At 39.3% G+C, this 17,860-nt stretch carries 14 protein-coding genes; all 14 read right to left on the minus strand.

Going from position 1 to position 17,860, the window contains the following annotated elements:
- Window positions 1–282 precede the first annotated feature (282 nt).
- Window positions 283–924, minus strand: coding sequence for a metallophosphoesterase (locus tag LI164_RS05400; protein ID WP_005330727.1), 642 nt, complete (start codon window positions 922–924; stop codon window positions 283–285).
- 6 nt (window positions 925–930) lie between these two features.
- Window positions 931–2,856, minus strand: coding sequence for a BMP family ABC transporter substrate-binding protein (locus LI164_RS05405; RefSeq protein ID WP_005330726.1), 1,926 nt, complete (start codon window positions 2,854–2,856; stop codon window positions 931–933).
- 33 nt (window positions 2,857–2,889) lie between these two features.
- On the minus strand, window positions 2,890–4,260 hold the full coding sequence (gene radA, locus LI164_RS05410) for a DNA repair protein RadA (protein ID WP_005330724.1): 1,371 nt from the start codon (window positions 4,258–4,260) through the stop codon (window positions 2,890–2,892).
- A gap of 139 nt (window positions 4,261–4,399) precedes the next feature.
- Window positions 4,400–4,813, minus strand: coding sequence for a hypothetical protein (locus tag LI164_RS05415; RefSeq protein WP_005340894.1), 414 nt, complete (start codon window positions 4,811–4,813; stop codon window positions 4,400–4,402).
- 54 nt (window positions 4,814–4,867) lie between these two features.
- Window positions 4,868–7,303 carry an ATP-dependent Clp protease ATP-binding subunit gene (locus LI164_RS05420; RefSeq protein ID WP_227086861.1) on the minus strand — a complete coding sequence of 812 codons (2,436 nt, stop codon included), beginning with the start codon at window positions 7,301–7,303 and terminating at the stop codon, window positions 4,868–4,870.
- A gap of 8 nt (window positions 7,304–7,311) precedes the next feature.
- On the minus strand, window positions 7,312–7,689 hold the full coding sequence (locus tag LI164_RS05425; protein ID WP_005330719.1) for a GntR family transcriptional regulator: 378 nt from the start codon (window positions 7,687–7,689) through the stop codon (window positions 7,312–7,314).
- A gap of 140 nt (window positions 7,690–7,829) precedes the next feature.
- Entirely contained in the window at window positions 7,830–8,606 is a 777-nt protein-coding gene (locus tag LI164_RS05430; RefSeq protein WP_005330717.1) for an acyl-CoA dehydratase activase, read from the minus strand.
- 77 nt (window positions 8,607–8,683) lie between these two features.
- Entirely contained in the window at window positions 8,684–9,835 is a 1,152-nt protein-coding gene (locus tag LI164_RS05435; RefSeq protein WP_005330714.1) for a double-cubane-cluster-containing anaerobic reductase, read from the minus strand.
- Window positions 9,836–9,972: 137 nt separating this feature from the next.
- Entirely contained in the window at window positions 9,973–12,120 is a 2,148-nt protein-coding gene (locus LI164_RS16110; RefSeq protein WP_005330712.1) for a double-cubane-cluster-containing anaerobic reductase, read from the minus strand.
- 3 nt (window positions 12,121–12,123) lie between these two features.
- Window positions 12,124–13,245 carry a helix-turn-helix domain-containing protein gene (locus LI164_RS05450; RefSeq protein WP_005330710.1) on the minus strand — a complete coding sequence of 374 codons (1,122 nt, stop codon included), beginning with the start codon at window positions 13,243–13,245 and terminating at the stop codon, window positions 12,124–12,126.
- Between the two features lie 92 nt (window positions 13,246–13,337).
- Window positions 13,338–14,519: a mandelate racemase/muconate lactonizing enzyme family protein gene (locus tag LI164_RS05455; RefSeq protein ID WP_005330708.1), complete on the minus strand. Its 1,182-nt coding sequence runs from the start codon at window positions 14,517–14,519 to the stop codon at window positions 13,338–13,340.
- 26 nt (window positions 14,520–14,545) lie between these two features.
- The gene (locus LI164_RS05460) at window positions 14,546–15,307 is read right to left on the minus strand and encodes an ABC transporter permease (RefSeq protein ID WP_005330705.1); all 762 of its coding nucleotides are present in this window, start codon (window positions 15,305–15,307) and stop codon (window positions 14,546–14,548) included.
- A gap of 86 nt (window positions 15,308–15,393) precedes the next feature.
- On the minus strand, window positions 15,394–16,488 hold the full coding sequence (locus tag LI164_RS05465; RefSeq protein WP_005330704.1) for an ABC transporter substrate-binding protein: 1,095 nt from the start codon (window positions 16,486–16,488) through the stop codon (window positions 15,394–15,396).
- Window positions 16,489–16,539: 51 nt separating this feature from the next.
- Window positions 16,540–17,334 (minus strand): ABC transporter ATP-binding protein, encoded by a 795-nt coding sequence (locus tag LI164_RS05470; protein WP_005330702.1) that lies wholly within the window; start codon window positions 17,332–17,334, stop codon window positions 16,540–16,542.
- Window positions 17,335–17,860 lie beyond the last annotated feature (526 nt).

Below are 17,860 nucleotides of genomic sequence, written 5' to 3' on the forward strand. Positions count from 1 at the left end.
CTTAAGCACTTTCCAGTCTTGTCTCACGCGACAGCTTGTATAATATATCATGCCTGTCCAGAATTGTCAATATTGTTTTTATTATTTATTTTATTTACACAATTTACACAATTTTAGTTACCACATTTCGCTTTACTTGTTCATATTTGCAGTTTGAATTACATTTCCCCCAAATTAATACCCAAAATTGCAATTAAAGTATCTTATTTTGCGAGAAGAGTTTCCATTAAACGCAGTTTGACACGTAGCATTTCACTAAAATACTACGTGCCAGCCTTAAACTTATTGTTGTCCTACGATTTTTCCAAACTTCAATGGACTCATCTCATCATCTTCATAATCAAATACATATCTTTCATATGCATTGATAATATGTGTGTTTTTATATTTATCACATCTCTTATGCTGCCTTCCGTAAGTCATATGTACATGTCCATGTACGAAGAACTTCGGACTGTACTTCTCTATCAGCTCTATAAATACTTGAAATCCCTGATGTGGCAAATCTCTTCCGTCATTGATCTGATATGCCGGAGCATGTGTGACCAGAATGTCAAAACCACGGTGTTTTAGCAATTGAAACCATAGTTTCTTCACTCTTTTCCTCATTCCGCGTTCTGTAAACTGATATTTCCCACCACTATAACGCATGGAACCACCAAGTCCTAAAATTCGCAAGCCTTCAAATTCATAAATTTTATCATCAATGCAAATACAACCTTCTGGTGGGATACGATCATATTTTTCATCATGGTTTCCATGCACATACAGTACCGGAGCAGCTGCAAATGTTGTAAGAAAAGACAGATAATTTGGATTCAAATCACCACAGGATATAATTAAGTCCACACCTTCCAGTTTGCTTTTGTCAAAGAAATCCCAAAGGTATTTCGACTCTTCATCTGCAATTACCATTATTCGCATTGTTCTTTATCCCTTCCTCGTCTCAATCCCCTGTTGTGTAAGAACCGGTTTGGCCTGCTCCTGTAATTCTTCAATCTTTGGTATTCTTCCTATAATATTCTCTGCCAGCCAGTCCATCTCGATTACTTCTTCCGGAGACAGCGTTTCACCTTTCTTTTCCTTAAGTATATGTCCCTGTGCATACATCTGATCTGTAAATGTATGAAATTGTCCCGTTTTATAATTATGCTTTAATACATTGACCAGCCGGACTGTACCCGCCGGAAGTTTTTTTGAACAAATAACATCTACTACCCCTGTCGGCATTCCCCACCAGTAATTAATTGCTTTTTCCACATCGTTATCTTGTTCCCAGTTTCCTGCCATAATTGTACGGATCAGTTCTTCATAGAATTTTCCCCAGTGGCACAGTGGCATTGCAAGATTCTTCTGCTCACCTCCGCCACTTTCTCGATGATATACTCCATAAAAATGATTGTTATCATCTGGTACGATAATATCTTTTCCCGAAATACAATTCGGATCTATCTCGTCAATTCTTTTCTCAATATCCTGCTCTTTCAGCGTAGACCACTCTAAATACACCTTCGCTCTTGGATTTGTCATCTGCGCTCCAAGCGCAAATGCATTAATCTGTGCAATTGTTCCCAAAATCGGATAATCCGCAATATAGACAATCTTATCGTTTTCAGCCATTTCCCCTGCAATTGCTCCCATCAGGAACTTCGCCTCATGCATACGAGTATAATAAGTCCGGATGTAGCGGTGCGTCGTATTCAAAGAACAGTTTAAGATTCTTACTTCCGGATGTGTAATTGCCGCTCTTAAACTTTCCTGCGCAAATGTCGGAGTTGTCGTAAATATAATATTGCAACCCGCATGAATAGCTTCCTCCATGGCTGATGCTATATTTTTTTCTGTTACATTTTCATAACTTACAGTCGTGACTTCATTTGGAAATGTCTGCTCAAGATGCCTGCGTCCCAGTTCATGACCATATGTCCACGCAGAAGAATGTGGTGTCTTCGCATAGATAAATCCTACTTTCAAATGAGATGGTTCTTTATTGCCACCGAGAGGAAGCCATTTTTCAAACAGAGATGGCTTATCTTCTGTCGGAGTCATTTTCAATTCTACTTTTTCCTCATCATTATACTGAAGCAGAACAAATTCTTCCCATGCTTTCTTCACAAGTTCGTTAATTTCTTCTACTGACATTTCTTCCACTCGTTCATAACTGTATAGATGTAAAAATGAAAGGAATGCCTCTGCTGATGAAACTTCCAGTTCTTGTCCACCTTGTGCATGAAATGCCGCTGTAAATCTTGCATACACAGAACTGAAAATCAGTCTGTCATCATCTGTCCAGTACTCATCCGGATGTTTTCCCATCTCTTTTATGAGCTGTGCATACTGTCCTTCTTCTGAAAATGTAATATAATTTACTTTAGACACTCTGTAAAAATTCACAAATTCATAATAAATTTTTACGTTTTTATCATTCGTTTTCTTCGGAAGAATACGCGTTACCGTTCCCGGGATTGAAATTGCACCAAAAAATTTCATGACACTGACACGCTTATTTCCCTCTTCTACATAGAATTTATTCATATACTCCCACGCCTTGATCGGCTCATGAATTCCTTCCTTTTCATGAGAAGTGCTGAGTTTTGCCCATTTGATTGCAAACTCCGTATTACTCTCCAATATCGGCATAAAATTACTTGCAAATGCACTGCTTCTACCACTATATCTTGTTCCAACTATCTGATCGATCGGAATCTGAACAAGTCCCAGTGATTCTGTTGATAATGCCTCATCTGGTAATATTTCGTCCAAAGATTCCAAAGTCGGCTTCCTCCCTGCAAGAAGTCGGCTCTCATATTCTTTTTTCCCATAACGAAATGCTTTATTATAGTCTTTTAACGCCATCTTTTACCCTCCTGTTCCTATCTCTTTCAGCCGTTACACAAGATTCATAGCCTGGTTTACATTTTCTACTCCTAGTATCTCTATTCCTTCCATCTTTCCAATCGTCTTCATGGAAACTGCAGGGACAATACATCTTTTAAATCCCAGTTTTTTTGCTTCTGATACTCTCTGTTCCGGCATGGTCACGGCCCGCACCTCTCCACTTAATCCTACTTCGCCAAACACGATGGTATCCTCATCAATTGGGCGATTTTTATAGCTTGATGCAATCGCCATCACAATTCCTAAGTCTGCTGCCGGCTCATTCAGCCGGATTCCTCCTGCAATATTCACATATGCATCATACGCGGAAAGCGGCATTCCCATACGTTTTTCCAGAACTGCCATCAGAAGATTGACTCGGTTATAATCAAGCCCTGCTGCCGTACGTCTCGGCATTCCAAAGTTCGTCTTACATACAAGTGCCTGAATTTCCATGAGCATCGGTCTTGTTCCTTCCATTGCACATGCCACAACAGAACCCGATGCATTTTCCGGTTTTCCTGATAACATATACTCGGACGGATTCTCTACCTCCACCAAGCCACCTTTTTGCATCTCAAACACGCCAATCTCATTCGTAGATCCAAAACGATTCTTCACCCCACGCAGAATCCGGTAAGATGCATGTCTGTCTCCTTCAAAATATAACACTGTATCCACCATATGTTCCAATACGCGTGGGCCTGCAACTGTGCCTTCTTTTGTCACATGTCCTACAATAAATATTGAAATATTAAGTCCTTTTGCAAGTTGCATAAATACATTGGTCGATTCACGCACCTGAGACACGCTTCCCGGTGCCGACGCGACCTCTTCGTTATACATCGTCTGGATTGAGTCGATCACGACCATATCTGGATGCTGTTCTTCTATCACATGACGTATAATTCCAAGATTCGTTTCGCACAACAGAAACAAACTCTCAGAAAATGTTCCCATCCGATTCGCACGCAGTTTAATCTGCTTTAACGATTCTTCCCCGGAAATATATAATATCTTACGGCTTTGTCCTGATAACTTCTGACATACCTGCAGGAGAAGTGTTGATTTACCGATTCCCGGATCCCCTCCCACCAGCACAAGCGATCCAGGCACGATTCCACCACCAAGCACTCGGTCAAGTTCCAGAATCCCCGTCTGCATCCGCTCATCGTCATCAGTCGTAATACTGGAAAGTGTCACTACCTTCGCATCTTTCGCATCCCTTACCTGCTGCACTGCAGCCGTATTTCCTCTTGTTACTGAAACTTTCTCTTCTACAAATGTATTCCATTCCTTGCACATCGGGCACTGCCCAAGCCATTTGCTTTCTTCATGTCCACAGTTCTGACAGAAAAATATACTTTTTTTACCTTTTGCCATGTACGATTCCCTTACATCTTTTTTATACTTCTACTTATAAATCCACTCTTAAACCTTGATTTATCATTTCTTTTTTATTTCCATTTTACCAGAAAGGGGAAGCTACGCCTCTGCGAGCTCCCCCCGATGTTCTGCGTATTTACTTCTTGATAATCTTGATCTCAATCTCTTTATTCGGATCAAGTTCTGCGCTCACGCTCAGTTTTCCGCTTAAGTTCGTTGTCATATCGCCGACATTCACATCGTCCATATACACAACATATTCGCTGTCTGCTTCCAGCTCCAGTGTAATCTGCGCATCCTCAGTACCGGATACTTTAAAAGAAACCTCTCTCTCAGAAGCTTTAAAATCTTCTACTGCTGTTCCCGGAACGGATTCGTATACGAACATACCATTCTTTTCCAACTTTGTAATCTCAGAGAATGTCTTTACCTTATACACATCTCCCTGGAATTCAAATCCGTCCAGTTTTGTCTTGCTGCTCAGAGTATAGTCTCCAAAACCAAGTGCTCCGTCTGCTTCAGCTCTTAATAGCTCTTTCACTGCTGCCATTAGCTCTTTCCTCCTAAGGTTCATTTGTATTCATTATTATATATCAATTTATTTTTATTTGGTAGTCTTGACCTCAAATTTTATTTCTTTTTTCGATACGCCGGCAACGACTTCCTGACCACGCTTAATCTCACCTGCGAGAATTGCCTCGGCCAGACTGTCTTCCAGTTCACTTTGTACTGCACGTCTTAACGGTCTTGCTCCATATTTCTTATCGGTTCCTTTTTCCATAATCAGCTTTTTCACAGAATCACGCACCGTCAAATGAATATCCAGCTGTTCTTTTGCACGCTTGACCACCTCCTGGCACATCATTCCCGTAATCTTTTTAAGTTCCGGTTCACCTAGCGGATGAAATACAAGGATCTCGTCAATTCGATTCAGGAATTCCGGACGGAAGACAAGCTTGATCTCATTCATAACATTCATCTTCATACGCTTGTAATCTTCCTCTTGATTCTCCTTATTGCCAAATCCTAGCCTTTTGGGAGCAATGATCGCCTGTGCGCCTGCATTCGACGTCATAATAATGACCGTATTCCGAAAATCAACTTTTCTACCCTGAGAATCTGTAATATGTCCATCATCTAATACCTGCAGTAAAATGTTAAATACATCCGGATGTGCTTTTTCAATCTCATCAAAAAGGATCACTGAATACGGATGTCTTCGCACCTGTTCGCTTAACTGTCCACCTTCCTCGTGGCCAACATATCCCGGAGGCGAACCGATCATCTTTGCCACACTGTGCTGTTCCATATATTCGGACATATCAACACGGATCATGGCATTCTCATCATGGAATAATGCTTCTGATAATGCCTTTGACAATTCCGTCTTACCAACTCCGGTCGGTCCAAGGAATAAAAATGAGCCAATCGGGCGCTTTGGATCTTTTAGCCCCACACGCCCCCTTCGTACAGCTTTCGCCACAGCCGTAACTGCTTCTTCCTGTCCAACCACTCTCTTGTGAAGCGTCTGCTCTAACTTTTGCAAGCGCACACCTTCAGATTCCTGAAGCTTCTGCACCGGAATCTTCGTCCAGTCAGATACGACCGCTGCCACTTCCTCTTCTGTTACAAGTGGTTTTCTGCCCGCCTGCTTTTTCTGAAAACGCTTCTTCGTCTGCATAATCTTTTTCTGAGCATCTTCTTTCTCTGCCCGGATCCTGGAAGCCTCCACAAGATCACCTGCAAGAATTGCCTCTTCCATCTTTGCTTCGTAATTACCAAGAACCTTTTCCAGTTCATAGATATGCTCCGGTGTCTTGAATCCACTAAGACTCACTTTCGCACAAGCTTCATCAATCACATCAATTGCCTTATCCGGAAGAAAACGGTCACTGATGTAACGTGCAGAAAGTGTAACTGCCGCCTGAAGAGCTTCATCTGTGATCTCTACATGATGATGGGCTTCATATCTGCTTTTTAATCCTTTTAAAATATCCTTACATTGCTGTTCATCTGGTTCTTCCACTGTAATTGGCTGGAATCTTCGTTCCAGTGCCGCATCTTTTTCAATGTATTTCCGATATTCCGCAATCGTTGTTGCTCCGATCAATTGAAGTTCTCCTCTTGCAAGAGACGGTTTCAGAATATTAGATGCGTCCATTGCGCCTTCAGCACCGCCTGCGCCGATGATTGTATGCACTTCATCCAGGAATAAAATAACATTTCCCGCCGACTTTACTTCCTGCAAAAGTCTCTTCATACGTTCTTCAAATTCACCACGGTATTTTGTACCTGCGATCATACTTGCAAGATCTAACGTATAGACCCGCTTGTCACGCATTCCTTCCGGTACAATGCCACTTGCGATCTGTGCGGCAAGTCCTTCTACCACTGCTGTCTTACCGACTCCTGGCTCTCCCACCAAACACGGATTGTTCTTCGTTCTTCTGCCAAGTACCTGCATCAGGCGGTGAATCTCTGCTTTTCTTCCAATGACCGGATCAAGCTTTCCTTCTTCTGCCTGCATAGTCAGATCTGTACCATACTGGTCTAAAATCCCATCTTTTCTTTGATATGCCTCTTGAAGCTCCTCTTGATATTCCTTGATATCCACGCCGAGAACTTCCAGCGTATCCTGCATGATTTTCTGTATATTTACATTGAGTGTCAGAAGTATTCTGGTTGCAACACTGTCCGGTTCCCGAAGGATTGCAAGGAGCATATGCTCTGTTCCAATTGCCTCTGATTGAAAACGGATTGCCTCTTCCTTGCTTTCCTCCAGAGTATATTCAAGTCTCGGACTTCTCTTTGGCTTTTCCTGAAAAGTCACTTCTCCGACCGGTGAGATCAGTTCATCTACAATCTTATATAAATTTGCTTCTTCTACACCATTCGCTGACAATATCTGTCCCGCCACACCTGTACATACCCGCATAAATGCAAGCAGCAGATGTTCTGTTCCTACATATGGATGATCCAGTTCTCTGGCAATCTTTTCCGCTTTTTTCAGCACTTCTTTTGCTGGTTCTGTATAATTCATGCTGTCTGTTATTCCTTTCCACCGTATTCATCAAATAATTCATCCACCATCTCGTGAACTTCTTCTCTACTGACATTTTTAAGACTTCCCTTAGCCAGCGCGATTCTTAGCGCACGCTTTACTTCTGCATAAGCCTTTGCCTTATCTGCATCAATTGCAATCACAGCACCACGTCTGCGGTCAAGCTGGATAAATCCTTCCTGCTTCAATATGGAATATGCTTTATTCACTGTATGCATATTGATGCCTACCGTATCCGCAAGCTGACGGACAGATGGAAGGGATTCTCCTTCTTGGATCGTCGCAGTCGCAATTCCCATAATAATCTGATTCTGTAATTGCACATACAGTGCCTCATCACTGTTAAAATCAATCTCTATCAGCATCGTATCACCCTCATTATCTCTTTTGTTCTATCCTTACGGATGATTTCATGAACAGATTAAGTTTTCTGTTATACATCTAATATAACATACAAAAAAGGAGCTTACAACAAAAATGTAAAACTCCTTTAATCCAGACTTTCCTAGTTCTTCTTACCTTTCTTTACTGCTCCAAGTGCCGCACCGATTGCTCCTGCATAACGGCTCTGCGGATCTGTCTTAACTTCCATGCCAAGTTCCTTTGTCAGCGCTTCACTGATATAGCTGCACTCGCAGAGACCACCAGTCAGGCAAAGCATCGGACGATCTTCACTCATACGATTTGCCTGTGCTGCAACTTTTCGTACGATAGAATCAACCACTGCAAATGCGATATTTTCCTTCTTCTCTCCCTGACCAATGAGACTTATGACCTCAGACTCTGCAAATACCGTACACATAGAACTGATCGTTACACCTGAGCCTTCTCTTGCAAGCTCACACATCTCATTTGGACGCATGGACAATGTATTTGCCATAATTTCCAAGAATCTTCCTGTTCCGGCAGAACATTTATCATTCATCATGAAATCTTTTACAAATCCCTGTTCTACACAGATAATCTTTGTATCCTGTCCACCGATATCAATGATTGTCATATCTTTATTATCAAAAATCCAGACAGCCCCCATAGCGTGACAGGTAATTTCTGTAATCATCTTATCTGCATATGGCACAGACACACGGCCATATCCAGTAGCAACACATACATTTTCTGCAGGATCCGCATCATTTTCCACAAGCTTCTTACGAATCTCTTCTGCCGTATCCACACTGCTCCATCCTGTCGGCTGCACAAACTCAAGAACAATTTCTTTGTTCTCGTTCATAACAACAGTCTTGGCACAAGTAGATCCAATATCAATTCCTATAAACTTCATATCTTAGCTTTCCCTCTCATGAATTTACACAACATGAATTTCAAAATTCATGTTAAAATAGTCTGTAACCGGCAATCTTACAACATTTCAATAAATGCTGCAATCCTTGTATTGAGCTGGCCGACATCTGCCTGAGAATAATCTGTCTCCACATTAATGTATGGAATTCCTTTTTCCTCATTTACAAACTTGCGGATTGCACGAGTCTCAACGTTATATGTATGACAGGCCTGAAGTGTCATCTCAAGAACTCCGTCAACCTGATACTCGTCAATCAGGCGTCCCATAAGATCAAAACGATTCGGGTTTGGTGTCATAACTGAACAACCGATTGCCAGATATCTCTCTGCAATTGCCTGGTAAATATCCTCAGCGTTTTCATCAACAAGGCGATCGATGGATTTAGCTCCAGTACAGTTTTCATAAGTTACGACAACACCACCATTATCCTCAACAGCACGGATTACTTTCTCAGTTGCTCCTCCGATTGGGCATCCTGTAATCAGAATTCTTGGTTTCTTCTCCAGCATCTTTCCAGATGCATACTCTGCCTCAATCTTGTCAACAAGGGCATTCACTTCTCCGGCAATCTCAGAACGATTTAATTTGAATGTACTTCCGTACAGAACCTTGAACAGATCATGTCCACTGATTGGAGCCGGATCATGCTGCATAACTTCATAAAGACGCTTCAGTGCTTTTCTTGCTTCATTCTCAATTTTAACAGCTTTTCTTACATCTTCATCTGTAATCGTTACTTCAAATCTTTTCTCAAGATATTCTTTAAAACGGATAATCTCTTTCTTCCAAAGCTTCAGTGCTTCTGGTCCTTGAGTATTTGGCAGTTCCATTATAAACACATCTTTGAACTCGCCCATCAACTCATACATTTTCTTCTTACCATCGCATGTAGTCTCCCCAACAACTACATCTGAGAAATAGAAGAACGGACATTTATCTGTCTTTGCAAATCCGTAACTGGATTTGATCAATGGACATAAGTTCTTCGGAAGGTCTTTTTCTGCTTCCGGAATTGTCTCATCAGATGTGGAACACAGGCTGACTGTTGAAGCTCCCATAGCCATAGCAATCTCTTTTGGGAAATATGTACAATAAGCTCCTACTACTGGTGTTCCCTTGTCTTTCAGTTCTTTCATCATAAGAAATGATTTCTGTCTCTGCTCAGCAAATTCTTCAAAAACCTCTGGCAAATCTTTAATAATCTCCATATTCTTTCACCTCATCAAATTTATTAGTATCTATAAACGGACACAATTAACCATTCTGTTTAAAATTTTAGACTTTTAAAGCATAATATGCAAATTGATTTTTTCTATAATTGTATTGCTTTTATAGATTGTTTCTATTATTCATCACTGTTTTTCATTCTGTCTATTTCCATGGCAACCAAAAGTTTTTCGCACTCTGCCCCATCGCGATTGTCCAGATCCAGCATATCATTTAACCGGGTCAGACGTGGAAGTAGCGTATTCCTGTGAATCTTTAGTTTTGCCGCTGTCTGAGACACATTTCTTTTCATTCTCAGATACCAGTAGAGTGTCTCATACAGATTTCTTCCTGTCTCTTCATCTTCACATCTGATCTGCTCCAGCTCTTTTAACTTAAATCCATTTTCGCCAACTTTCCGGCTGATGTAAGAAATAGCCAGTTCATGATAATATTGCTCTATCAAATACAAATGTTTCCCCGGTGCACGGTTCCTTGCAAGTTCAAACACTTCCTGCTGCAACCTTTTATTTTCACTTAAGTTTTGCTCAGCTTTAACACCATTTCCAATCAGTATCTTTCCATCACAATCATAAATGAATTCTTTACACAACCGGATCAGCAAGGCACGATCCTCTTTACCTCGTATATTGGTTATTAAGATACTGTTGTCTTTCTGCTTTTCAACAACCGAAGAAAACTCTTTAGTTTCTTCAATTTTTCCTGCAAGTCTTGCTGCCAGAGAAGTATCTGTCGCCAGTATCCACAAATAGTCCGGCTGACGTTTTTGATTGTTCCCTGTATTTTTTCTGTTCTTCTGATACATGGAAAAGCTCTTTGCAAGAATATCTGCAAGTTCCTGCACTTGTATCTTTCGCTGATCATCAAGAATCACTGCTTCAATCCAAACACCGTCTAAACATTCATGTACTATACGTTGCGCATCTACTGTGACCTGTTCTTTTCCAACTTCATACAGAACTTCCTGATTTCTCCTTGAAAATCTGACCGGAACTCCAGTATAATCCCATACGTTTTGCAAAATCTCTTCAAAACATTTTCCACCTGAAATGCCTGATACGATCAGTTTATAACAATAATTCATATCCAGTTCTTTCTTGCCACTTTTATCTGCCTGAATCATCTCAATAAAAGCGGCAAGTCTCGTAGATATCTGTCCTTTATCTGCCGACGAGTAATCTGTATCAATAGAAATGTATGGGAGATTCTTTTCTTCATTTACAAACTTTCGGATATAAATAGATTCCGCACCTGTCGCATGGCAGCCTGACAGAATCATTTCCACAACTCCATCTACATGATATTCCTCAATAATTCGTCCGATTAATTCAATTCGATTGTCGTTCGGCGTCATAATAGAGCAACCTGTAGATAAATATCTTTTCGCTATTGCCCCATAAATGTCTTCCTGAGTCTCATCCACCATCTGGTCAAGCGTCTTTACCCCACTGCAGTTTTCTACCGCAACAACTACTCCGCCATTTTCTTCGATTCCTTCCAGAATCTTCATTGTATCTCCGCCAATCGGACAGCCTGTCACCAAAATTCTCGGTCTGCTCTCAAGATGCTTTCCCTGATGATATTCTTCCAATATCTTTTCTGTAACAGCATCCACCAGCTCCGGTGTCGTCTTAAAATCAAACCGATACTTAGATCCATTGATCATCTTCTGGATATCCGTACCAAAAACCGGTGCCGGATCAAGCTTCATCACTTCACATAATTCCTTTAGGGATCTGCGAATCTCATTACTCAGATGCACTGCATGATGAATCATCTCATCCGTAATAATAACATGGAAAAATTCTTCAAAGTATTCCTTTGTCCTTATGACTTCCCGTCTCCAGAATTCCAGCCCTTTCTCAGACTGGCTGTTTGGAAGTTCCATAACAAACACCGGCTTAAATTCAGCCATCAGTTCATACATTTTTTTCTTTCCATCACAAGTTGTCTCACCAATCACAAGATCTGCAAAATGGAAAAATGGGCATTTATCCTCGATTGCAAAACCATAACTCGATTTTACAAGTGGACACATACTCTTAGGAAGTTCACGCTCTGCTGCCGTAACTGTTTCATTCGAAAAAGAGCATAAGCCGACCGGGATTGCACCTACCGCCATTGCAAGCTCTGTTGGAAAATATGCACAATACATTCCAACAACAGGTACACCTTTGTCTTTATACTCTTTTACCTCTAAAAAGGCTTCCCGCCTTTTTTCTCCAAATTCTTCAAATATCTCTGGTAAATCTTGTACAAGTTTCATGCTCTAGTCCTCTGAAGATTTCGACAGGTCATACATAATCATAAATGCGAGAAGTTCTCTCGAAATCTCATTATTGTTAATATCTAATTCCAGACAATCTTTTATCTGCTTTAATCTATACACCAATGTATTTCTGTGAACATGAAGTTTTTCCGCTGCCATCGTCACATTGTTTTCGCATAATAAATACATTTTCAATGTATCATAAAGCTCTGTGTGATTCTTCTCATCTTCCTTTATCAAGTTCAAAATCGAATAGTCACTCAGTCCTGCCTCTTCGATTAAAGGTAATGTATAAGAAAAAATACCCTGAAGATACCAATCTTTTTCTCTTTTAACCCCTCTGACATCACATATCTTCGGAATCCGTTCCATCTGTTTTAGCAAATCTCTTTTTGTTCTACAGTCATTGATATCTTCAAATGTCTCACTCATATAGCAGTTCAGATTTTCTTTCTGCGCCATCTGATAAATCTTTTGCGCATTCTTTTCAGAAACCTGATATAGCACAACCGTCAGGGAGTGTTTCTCTTCATACAAGTAAAAATGCTCCCAGATTCTTCCCAGTTTTGCTGCCTCTACCGCCATATCAGAAAAATCATCTGTAAACAAAGCCATCAAATAATTTCCTTTTAATGTATGACTCTGCTCCGATTCCACAAAATGCTGTCCTTCAAAAATCATCCAACCGATAATATAGTCTTTGAGCGAAAGATTTAAGTACGTATTCTTCTGCTTCTCTTCAAAATATTGTCTTGCTGTTTCCGTCAGAATTGTTCCTAATTCTTCAAAAAACGTCCAAAACTCTTCATTACTATAGTGAATAATGATATATCCAATATTTTTCTTCTTATCCTTCACCGCAGCAACCGTCTGGAACTCTCCATTCGGTGACACTTCCTCAAAGAAATAAGGATAATCTTCCAATGTTACATGCCCTTCTATAATCGAACGCATGCTCTGGTCTTTTCCCGAACAGGCATAAGCCAGAATCTCTCCGGACTCCGACACAAAAAATATCCCGGCATGAGTATATTCATATACCTTGTTTGCTATATATCCCAATACATCATCCTCGAGCATTGATTCAAATATAAATTTATAACAGACATCAATTTCAAACATATCCACACTCTCCAATATGGATATTATTTATCAAGATGAATTTTCTGTCAAATAGATTTCTTTTGAAAGATATATTGCTTTTATCAATAAGCTTATTCGATCGTTGTCACCTTTCCATTTGTGAAACAATAATCTGTCAATTCATTTCCAATACCAGGAAAATCCGGAACTGCAATATATCCATCAACTGGCTGATAATCATATTTACATAATTTTTTATTGTAGTCATATCGATTATACACATGATGTTCATGTATCGTAAAGTTTGGAATTGCTGCTTCTAACTGTAAAGCAACCGCTGTTGACAATGGGCTTGCACACACATGTGCCTGTACTCCTACATCATAAATGTGAGCTAAATCGCATATTTTTTTTGCTTCCGTTAATCCTCCACAGTTACCGATATCTGGCTGAATCAACTGAATGGAACCATCTTCAAAATATGGTGCATATCCCCATCTTGAATAAATTCTTTCTCCCTGAGCAATTGGGATATTTAATTTATCACAGACAAATTTATTCATCTTCGGATTTGGTGTAGTTGGTTCTTCAAAAAACAGTATATTATATTTTTTCGCCTGTTCTCCCAGTTGCACTGCGACCTGCGCATCTATATAGGAATGATTTTCCATAATAATATCTACATCTGGTCCAACTGCCTCTCTGACGGCTGCAAGGCGGTCAATTACAACATGGACATGATATGGATCAAGCACTCTTGTTGTCTCCTCAGAGCTATAGCGGTATCCTTTCGGATCGAATGTAAAAAAGTCAATTTTTATAGCATCATAGCCTTCCGAAACAGCTTTTTTTGCATTTGCAACATAATCTTCAATCTGATATGCCGGTGTTTTTCTTTCTCCCCAGCCAAATTGGAGCTGACTTGCATAACAGCGAAGCTTATCTCTCATTTTCCCGCCAAGCAACTGATATACTGGAACATTAAAATATTTTCCTTTTATGTCCCATAACGCAATATCTAATGCAGAAATTCCTGCAAATACAATCGGTCCCCCATTTTGTGCCCAGAAAGTCGATTTATATAATTTTTCCCAAATAACTTCTGTATCCAACGGGTTCATACCGATTATCAATTTTGCCAGATCCTGAATCATTCCATATGCCGCTGTAGATCCAACACCATATGCAATTGCAGCTTCCCCATCTCCATATAATCCTGTATCTGTATAAACGCGACACACTATCGGACGCCATCCCGGCTGATCATCCGGTTTATCCTCAATCTGAATTGCATCTACTTTTGTAATCTTCATATTTATTTGCCTCCTTTGTCTTTCTGTTAATTAATTGTCCATCTTAAAATACGGTTTTTCATTTTTTCGAATATCTGCATAACAATAACCAGAACTACAACCATGAAAATGAAGCCACTCCACGCCTCACTGTAAAGTCCATATTCTGCAAATTTTTTTACATAAAATCCCATACCAAATTTTGCGCCATACATTTCAGCATATACAAGCACTACAAAGGATCCTCTAAGAGATGTAATAAACCCTGACATAATAGACGGCATTGCTGCAGGTAAGATTACCTGAAACATCTTTTCTACCGGATTTAACTCCAAAGTTTTTGCTTTATCAAGATAAACTTTGTCTATCGTCATAATACCATTAATTGTAGCAAAAAATGTAGCCCAAATTGTATTGTAGACCACCAGGAACAAAGAAGCTATTCTAAAACTTGGAGCCATAAGCAGCGCAAATGGGGACATCAAAATAGATGGAATTACACTAATTGAGTAAACCACCGGATGAACCACTTTCCGAATTTTTTTACTCATCCCAAGAATAGTCCCACCAACTATCGCAATTACAACAGCAATAATAATAGCTGGAATCATTAATTGAAATGAATAAAACATATTCATAAATAATGTACCAATATTTTCTTTAAAAGAATTTGCAACTTTGCTTACCGCAGGGAAAAGATATCCACCAAAAAGCTGGTTATCTGCGATATACTTGTACCCAAAAAACATAGCCAGATAAATACAACCTGTTATCCAATAATCCTTTATAAATTTTAAAACTTTTCGCATAGATACCTCCGAACCATTACCTTCTTAAAAAACCCAATTCCGCAGTATAAAACGGCGGAATTGAGTTATTTGTTAATTATCTCTTATTACTGATCGTTTTCTTCAAAGAATTTAACTCTTCCATCATAGAAATCTGGATCTTCATCATGATATTCTGCTACACACTCATCAAGAGCTTCTTTGTAAAGTTCTGTGTTAATATGATCTTCAATGTTGATTTTGTCAGCATCTGCCTGATCAATGAATCCCATCTTAATCATAGCCTCCCATGTCTTAACTACAGAATTCTTACACGGATCTACACTGGAAACATAATTATCATTTAACAGATATGCTGCAACATAATCTTCTTCTGCACCGATTTCTTTTGCAAGAATTTTTACACACTCTTCTTTATTTGCAAGATACCACTGCTCAGCACGAATCAGAGATTTCAGAAGAAGTTTTACAGTTGTAGGATTCTTCTTTACAAAATCAGTATTCATGTTCATACGGCAGCATCCATAGTTTGGTACAAGATCATCTAACCATGCTTTAATCTCAATTTGATCATTATTACCTACTGCATATAACTGGTCTCCACTAAGTACTGCATAGTCAGCTTCTCCGGAAACTACTGCTGCAAGACGGTCACTGTTTGTACTATATGTAAGCCATTCAACATCATTATTAGGATCAATTCCTGCATCTAATAATGCCATACCTACTACCGGATGTACCCCTGCATATGCAAATTTAGAACCTTTCAGACTTGTAACATCTTTATACTGAGTATCTTTCTTTCCAATAATATACATACCTTTCAGCATATAGCCACCAACGATTGAAAAATCAGAACCTGTGGAGATAAACTGAAGCGGGTTATTTGTTCCCTGGTTAGATGTTACATCAACCTGTTTTGCCTGAAGTGCCTGAAGTGCTGCTGTTGAAGACTCAACTGGATCTTCAATTACATTGATTCCAACTTCATCAAAATATCCCTGCTGTTTTGCAATTGTAACAAGAATATTTCCACTATTTGCTCTTGCCCAGTGAATTGTATCCACTTCTGGAGTTTCTTTGTTGTCTGTGTTTTCTGTTTTTGTCTCTTCCTTTTTATCATCAGATGAATTTCCACCACATGCTGTAAGGCTGAAAGTCATTGCTGCTGCAAGAAGAAGTGAGATAATTCTCTTTTTCATTTGTTCTCTCCTTTTTAGTTAAATATTTTTATTTGCAAATAGATTTCTCTATTATTGCACGGTTTGTACATGTGCTTCCACATCTTGATTAATTTGACGAAGCAGTTCATTTCTAAGTTTAATTGACTCTGGATCTTCAAATCTGGAATCTCTCGTAGTACGTTTCTCATCTGGTATCTTTACATCAAAAATTATATTACTTGGTGATTGTCCAAGCACAATAATCCGATTAGCCAAAATCATTGCTTCATCTACATCGTGTGTTACAAAAAAGACCGTCTTTTTATCTTCCTGTTTTTCCCAAAGTTTTAATACCATATCCTGAAGCATGGAACGGGTTACGGCATCAAGTGCACCAAACGGTTCATCCATAAGAAGAATTGGTGGGTCAATTCCAAATGCACTGGCAATCGCACATCTTTGTTTCATGCCACCAGACAATTCTTTAGGGTATTTACGGTAAACTGATTCATCTAATCCTACCGCTTTTAATAGCTCAATCGTTCTTTCTTTCAGATGATTTTTATCCCAGTCCGGAAATTTCTTTTTTAATGCCAACGTTATATTGGCTCCGGCTGTTTTCCAAGGGAACAAGCCATAATCCTGAAATACTACTCCTCGATTCAAACTTGCACCATGTATTTTTTCTCCATCGACTAAAATTTCACCTGTTGTACAATCTTCCAACCCAGCAATCAGGCGCAACAAAGTACTCTTTCCACAACCAGATTGTCCCAGAATACAAACGAATTCTCCACCTTCTACATCCACATTAATGTCTTTCAAAACTAACTTATCACTGCCTGCATAAGAAAATGAAACATCATGAATTTTTATATCATGCATTTAGTTTTCTCCTTTTTCATTAAATTTCCGATAGGTACTTATAACATTTATGTCAATCAAAAATATTTTCCTACATCATGTCTATCACAGTTGTTTATTATAAATATGCTTTTTTTATTTTTCAGCGTTTAATTTCTACAATTCATATTTTCTTTTTGTACACATCGCACATTTTCTATAACTAATATCATTTTATTTGTTTTATCTATAATCAAACCACTATCTTATCGCATTTCCAAACCTATGTTTATATGTTCCCACAAAATCTCCTGCAACATTTTGTTGCATCTATTGCCCTCACTCTTTATCTGTGCTACACTACATCTACATCAAATTTCGGGCACGATATTTTCATTATGTTTCAACGCCCATGGAAATCCACAGCCAGGATTTCGTTTCTGAATTTCATTGCTTTTTCAGCAAAGAATTCACTCAGATTTTTGATGATGTTACTCATTCACCGCAACTTTAAGTGCCCCTGCACTTGCACAAGTTGCATGCACACCGGGCAAATGTTACGGTACTT

It is taken from the genome of Dorea sp. 210702-DFI.3.125, assembly GCF_020560945.1.
Taxonomy (GTDB): Bacteria; Bacillota; Clostridia; order Lachnospirales; family Lachnospiraceae; genus Dorea; species Dorea formicigenerans.

Excerpts from the sequence above, each read along its gene's own strand:
- LI164_RS16110 (WP_005330712.1), bottom strand. The coding sequence starts at position 12,120 with ATGAAACTTGTACAAGATTTACCAGAGATATTTGAAGAATTTGGAGAA.
- LI164_RS05465 (WP_005330704.1), bottom strand. The coding sequence starts at position 16,488 with ATGAAAAAGAGAATTATCTCACTTCTTCTTGCAGCAGCAATGACTTTC.
- LI164_RS05400 (WP_005330727.1), bottom strand. The coding sequence starts at position 924 with ATGCGAATAATGGTAATTGCAGATGAAGAGTCGAAATACCTTTGGGAT.
- LI164_RS05405 (WP_005330726.1), bottom strand. The coding sequence starts at position 2,856 with ATGGCGTTAAAAGACTATAATAAAGCATTTCGTTATGGGAAAAAAGAA.
- LI164_RS05430 (WP_005330717.1), bottom strand. The coding sequence starts at position 8,606 with ATGAAGTTTATAGGAATTGATATTGGATCTACTTGTGCCAAGACTGTT.
- LI164_RS05450 (WP_005330710.1), bottom strand. The coding sequence starts at position 13,245 with ATGTTTGAAATTGATGTCTGTTATAAATTTATATTTGAATCAATGCTC.
- LI164_RS05425 (WP_005330719.1), bottom strand. The coding sequence starts at position 7,689 with ATGCTGATAGAGATTGATTTTAACAGTGATGAGGCACTGTATGTGCAA.
- LI164_RS05435 (WP_005330714.1), bottom strand. The coding sequence starts at position 9,835 with ATGGAGATTATTAAAGATTTGCCAGAGGTTTTTGAAGAATTTGCTGAG.
- LI164_RS05460 (WP_005330705.1), bottom strand. The coding sequence starts at position 15,307 with ATGCGAAAAGTTTTAAAATTTATAAAGGATTATTGGATAACAGGTTGT.
- radA (WP_005330724.1), bottom strand. The coding sequence starts at position 4,260 with ATGGCAAAAGGTAAAAAAAGTATATTTTTCTGTCAGAACTGTGGACAT.
- LI164_RS05415 (WP_005340894.1), bottom strand. The coding sequence starts at position 4,813 with ATGGCAGCAGTGAAAGAGCTATTAAGAGCTGAAGCAGACGGAGCACTT.
- LI164_RS05470 (WP_005330702.1), bottom strand. The coding sequence starts at position 17,334 with ATGCATGATATAAAAATTCATGATGTTTCATTTTCTTATGCAGGCAGT.
- LI164_RS05420 (WP_227086861.1), bottom strand. The coding sequence starts at position 7,303 with ATGAATTATACAGAACCAGCAAAAGAAGTGCTGAAAAAAGCGGAAAAG.
- LI164_RS05455 (WP_005330708.1), bottom strand. The coding sequence starts at position 14,519 with ATGAAGATTACAAAAGTAGATGCAATTCAGATTGAGGATAAACCGGAT.